The following is a 4274-nucleotide window of genomic DNA, read 5'->3' as shown; positions in this document are numbered from 1 at the left end:
GCAATTTGTAGAAGAAGTAAAAAAAGAACTTGGCTTAGTAGAATAAAAGAATGATTGGTTAACTGAATAAAGGCATAGAGAAGGCACTAGAAATAGTGTTATTTTTTATGCCTTTTTATAGAAAGGATGATAGGAAATGTCTTTACCAAAACAATATCTTAATCAAGCAAGTGGAATAGAGCATCAAAGAGGAAGTAACTGGTGTACAAATCATGCAGTAAGTAGCTTATTAGAAGCACAATTTGCTAGGGTGTATGGGAACATTACACCTCTCAGTAACAGCTGGGCTATGATGTTATCTAAGAAGGTAGATGGCAGACCCGATGCAACAGGTACGCCTATAGAAAAACTTATGGATCAAGTCTGTCAATATGGTATGTGTACGGAAGCTTTATATCCTACATGGGAAGATAAGGATTACAATGACAACAAGTTCTTGCCTACTACGGATGCTATGTATGAAGAAGCTAAAAAGTTTAAGCCAAAGAAACGTATAGACATTAAAACAACAGATATTGAAGGGATAAAGCATCATATTGTAGAGAATGGTGGGTGCGTTGCAATTGTTAAGTTATACAAAGAGCATACATTCCCTATACAAGGATGTGTAGTTAAGCCAGCTAAAGGTAGCGAACCTAATGGCTTACATGCTATTTGGATATGTGGTTACATAGAAGATATGCCTAAAACGATAAATGGAGTGACTTATAAAAACTGGTTTATTATGCAAGAATCTTATGGTGCTACAAGAGGTTATAAAGGCTATTTATTTGTTCCATATGAAGCTTTTACAGAAAAATGGACAGGCCTTTATAGTGTAGATACTTATATTAAGAGCGTACATGCTTTTGAATTAGATTCAAATCTTATCAAGTATCCTCATTTCCATGATAAGAATCGAGTGGACTTCCCATGCACTACGATTGAATTAAAGGTAGGTTCTAAAAATGTACAAGTTAATAAGGTAGAGCAGGTTATGGATTATCCTGCAACAGTAGAACAAGGGACAACTTTAGTGCCTTTTAGGTTCTTATGTGAGACACTTGAATATACGGTACGCTACTCAAGCCTAGACAAAGTTATTACAGCCTATAGCAAGATGCATAATCAACTCATTACAATGCAGGTAGGCAGTAACATGATTAAATCAGAGCAAGGTAGTAAGGTTACGCATGTAAAAACACCTATTCCTGTAAAAGTAATAAGTGGCTATACGCTTATTCCACTTCGGGCATTTGCAGAACTTACAGGTGCTAAAGTAGATTACAATGAAGCAACTAAACGGATAACCGTTAGAGGTTAAAGGAACAGCATTGCTTATTTTGATGGAATTACAAATTATTAATAGAAAAGCATTCTAAAAAATAGGATGCTATTTTTATATCCATGACAGGCCAGTCCGATGGATGAGAGGAGACGTAAAATGAATATGGAAAAAATTTTTGAGTGGGTAGTAGCTTGTTTGAGTTCTTTAGTTTTATTTTTATTTGGAGCACCAGATAAACTTATTCTTTTTTTATTGCTTTTATCAATCGTAGATTTTGTGCTAGGGCTTAGAAAAGCCTATAAGGGTAAAAGTGATAAAACAGAAAATGGTGGTGTAAGTTCTAAAGCTGCAGCAGAAGGCTTAGAGAAGAAAGGCATTATGTTTATGGTTTTAATTGTGGCCAACGTGTGCGATCAGATGTTTAACGCAGGTGGAATGATACGTACAGCAACCATGTGGTTCTATATCACTACAGAAGCCATTTCCATTATTGAAAATGCAACTTTACTTGGGTTAAAGGTTCCTAAATTCTTAGTGGATATTCTAGAGGTTAAAAACAAACTTTCAAATGAAGGCAAGTTAGAAGATGAAGGGAAAGGAGAGGAAGAGGATGCAGATTGTGAAGAAACTTATTAAATACAATCATAGTGGCATCAATAAGCCAGTCTATATCGTTATTCATGAAACAGATAATACAGATATAGGGGCAGATGCAGAACGCCATTATAGGTATTTTAATGGTGGAGATAGAGGAACTAGTGCACACTATGTAGTAGACGATAAACAAGTTATCCAGTTAGTAGAGCATAACGTACAATCTTGGCATAATGGCAAGAAGTATGTCTCTAATCCAGCAGTGCCGCAATGTAATAACAGCAATAGCATAGGGATAGAAATCTGTGTCAACCAAGACGGAGATTACAGTAAATCTGTAGACAATGCAGTAGAACTTACTAAGAAGCTAATGAAAGAGCTCAATATTCCAGCAGATAAGGTTATTAGGCACTATGATAGTTGTGGTAAACAATGCCCTGCAAAGATGCTTAGGGAGCCTAAAATATGGACAGATTTTAAAAAATCTATACAAGGGATACAAATGGATAAGGAATACGAAAAAGCGGTGCAGAACTTAGTTTTAGAAGGTATTATCGGTAGTCCTGCAGCATGGACAAGTATTAACCTTAAGAATGTGCCAGCACTTATTAGTAAGATAGGTATTAGGCTATTTGATGTAAGCACTTATGATACTGTAATAGCTAAGATGGTAGAGGCTAAGATTATTAATAGCCCGAGTATTTGGAGAGATAAGAAGTATACAGAGCAGAATGTAAGAGATTTAATAGTTAAGGTTAGTGGTTATTTGGGGTAAGCTTCGGCTTACCCTTTATTTTTTTTACTCAAAATACTGATTCTATTAAACTAATGTATTCACGAAGTCGTGAATAGCTAGAAAAAATACGATATTTTTTAATAAGGTCTTAAAAATGTATGAGAGGGTGTATTAGGTTCAAATTGTAGCTTTTTAATTAAATTATATTGCTCAAGTTCTTTTAACCAATTAGATACAGTACGAGTAGATACTTGAAAATAATCAGCAATAGACTCTACTGTATACCAAGATTCGCCTGTATCATTTTTAGATACAATACCTAAAAAAACATAACACTTTAAAGCATTTCCACTTATATGTTTAAGTAATCCAGATGTTTTTATATCGTTGTAAATAATAAAAAAGCCGTCTTGTCTTAAAAGTTTAGTTTGTTTCCATGAAGAATAATTTGTACGATACTTCTGAGCAAGTTCTTTATTAGTTATTTTTTTCATAGTATAAATACTCCTTTTAAAGAAATTTTTTTCTATCTAAAAAAACGAAGTTTTACTTTAACTTTACAAAATCTAAAAAGATGTATATAATATGATTAAACACAAAAGTGTTTAGAGACTAGTAATAGTCTATATGGTAACGAGATAACGCCATATTCTCGCTTGGGGACTTAAAACTACAAGAGCTGCCAGATTGCCGGCGTAGTGTAATCTGTTATCTCATTATAAGTAATATTTACAATAATGGAAAGTTCATCTATAATTATATGGATGAACTTTTTTATTATATTACGGAAGAAGGTGAATATGTTGGGGAAATACGATGCTAATAAAGTAGAGTATAAAGATATATTGATGTTTTTTAGAGATGAGATAAGTGTTTATGAATATAGATATACATTAGAAGATAATACCACAATATTGTTAAAAATTAAAGAGCAGCATTTCTGCAAATTATTAGCACTTGATGAATTTGCACCTTCGACATATAAAAGACGAATGTATTTAGATGAGTTAGGGTTGGAAAAGGTAGAAAAAGAAGAATTAACTAGCGTGGATTCCAAGAATAAAAAACCTAAGATATGGAAAACATATAAAAATCGGATAGAATATTTTCCTTATTTGAGGGAGTTATTATTAAAACCTGAATATGTTATATTTAACAAACAGTTGCTTAACACGAAAATTGATGCACAGATAATATTACTTTATAGGTTATCAGAAACAGAATATATCCATTTATTTTGTAAGCAAATTAAAGACAACACAATTATACCCATAACATTTTTAATACATAAGAATGATAAATACATTATAAACCAAGAAACGAAAGTAATTAGTAAAGTTGAAACAGTACTAGTAGATTAAATAAAAATATCATTTTAAGGTAGGACTAAGTGAAAGCTTGGTTCTATTTTTCTGCATAAAATGACAAATCCCTATTTACAAATACGAACATTTGTTCTATAATAATCATGCAAACTCCCCCCTTACAGGAGTTATCTATTGTATTACACATATGGTAGGAGTATCTTTTGTTTTTAGATCATGGCAACATGGTCTTCTTTTTTGCTTAGAATATCATTTATTTTAGACTTACTACTTTAAATCTATTATTTACAAATAAGTAATAAACAGATATACTTAAGAGTAGATACAAAGCCAGTGTAAGTCCTTAATTATC

5 protein-coding genes are annotated in these 4274 nt (G+C 32.4%); 4 read left to right on the top strand and 1 reads right to left on the bottom strand.

Going from position 1 to position 4274, the window contains the following annotated elements:
* The first annotated feature begins 136 nt into the window (after positions 1 to 136).
* From H8718_RS19720 to H8718_RS19710, 3 genes are all read left to right on the top strand, one after another.
* A complete protein-coding gene (locus H8718_RS19720; RefSeq protein WP_249334758.1) occupies positions 137 to 1303 on the top strand; it encodes a stalk domain-containing protein in 1167 nt (388 codons plus the stop codon).
* 120 nt (positions 1304 to 1423) lie between these two features.
* Complete coding sequence (locus H8718_RS19715) at positions 1424 to 1903, top strand: phage holin family protein (RefSeq protein WP_249334756.1); 480 nt, start codon at positions 1424 to 1426, stop codon at positions 1901 to 1903.
* Entirely contained in the window at positions 1878 to 2636 is a 759-nt protein-coding gene (locus H8718_RS19710; RefSeq protein WP_249334754.1) for a peptidoglycan recognition protein family protein, read from the top strand. Before H8718_RS19715 ends, H8718_RS19710 begins: the two co-directional genes overlap by 26 nt.
* Positions 2637 to 2734: 98 nt before the next feature.
* Here H8718_RS19710 and H8718_RS19705 read toward each other — a convergent pair whose 3' ends face one another.
* Positions 2735 to 3091, bottom strand: coding sequence for a helix-turn-helix domain-containing protein (locus H8718_RS19705; protein WP_249334752.1), 357 nt, complete (start codon positions 3089 to 3091; stop codon positions 2735 to 2737).
* Between the two features lie 306 nt (positions 3092 to 3397).
* Here H8718_RS19705 and H8718_RS19700 point away from each other — a divergent pair, with 306 nt between their 5' ends.
* Positions 3398 to 3958: a hypothetical protein gene (locus H8718_RS19700; RefSeq protein ID WP_249334750.1), complete on the top strand. Its 561-nt coding sequence runs from the start codon at positions 3398 to 3400 to the stop codon at positions 3956 to 3958.
* Positions 3959 to 4274 lie beyond the last annotated feature (316 nt).

The sequence above is a fragment of the Zhenhengia yiwuensis genome, assembly GCF_014384995.1.
Classification (GTDB): domain Bacteria; phylum Bacillota; class Clostridia; order Lachnospirales; family Cellulosilyticaceae; genus Zhenhengia; species Zhenhengia yiwuensis.
Note: the sequence above shows the minus strand (reverse complement) of the source record. Positions and strands in the feature narration are given on the sequence as shown.

Excerpts from the sequence above, each read along its gene's own strand:
- H8718_RS19720 (WP_249334758.1), top strand. The coding sequence starts at position 137 with ATGTCTTTACCAAAACAATATCTTAATCAAGCAAGTGGAATAGAGCAT.
- H8718_RS19715 (WP_249334756.1), top strand. The coding sequence starts at position 1,424 with ATGAATATGGAAAAAATTTTTGAGTGGGTAGTAGCTTGTTTGAGTTCT.
- H8718_RS19710 (WP_249334754.1), top strand. The coding sequence starts at position 1,878 with ATGCAGATTGTGAAGAAACTTATTAAATACAATCATAGTGGCATCAAT.
- H8718_RS19705 (WP_249334752.1), bottom strand. The coding sequence starts at position 3,091 with ATGAAAAAAATAACTAATAAAGAACTTGCTCAGAAGTATCGTACAAAT.
- H8718_RS19700 (WP_249334750.1), top strand. The coding sequence starts at position 3,398 with ATGTTGGGGAAATACGATGCTAATAAAGTAGAGTATAAAGATATATTG.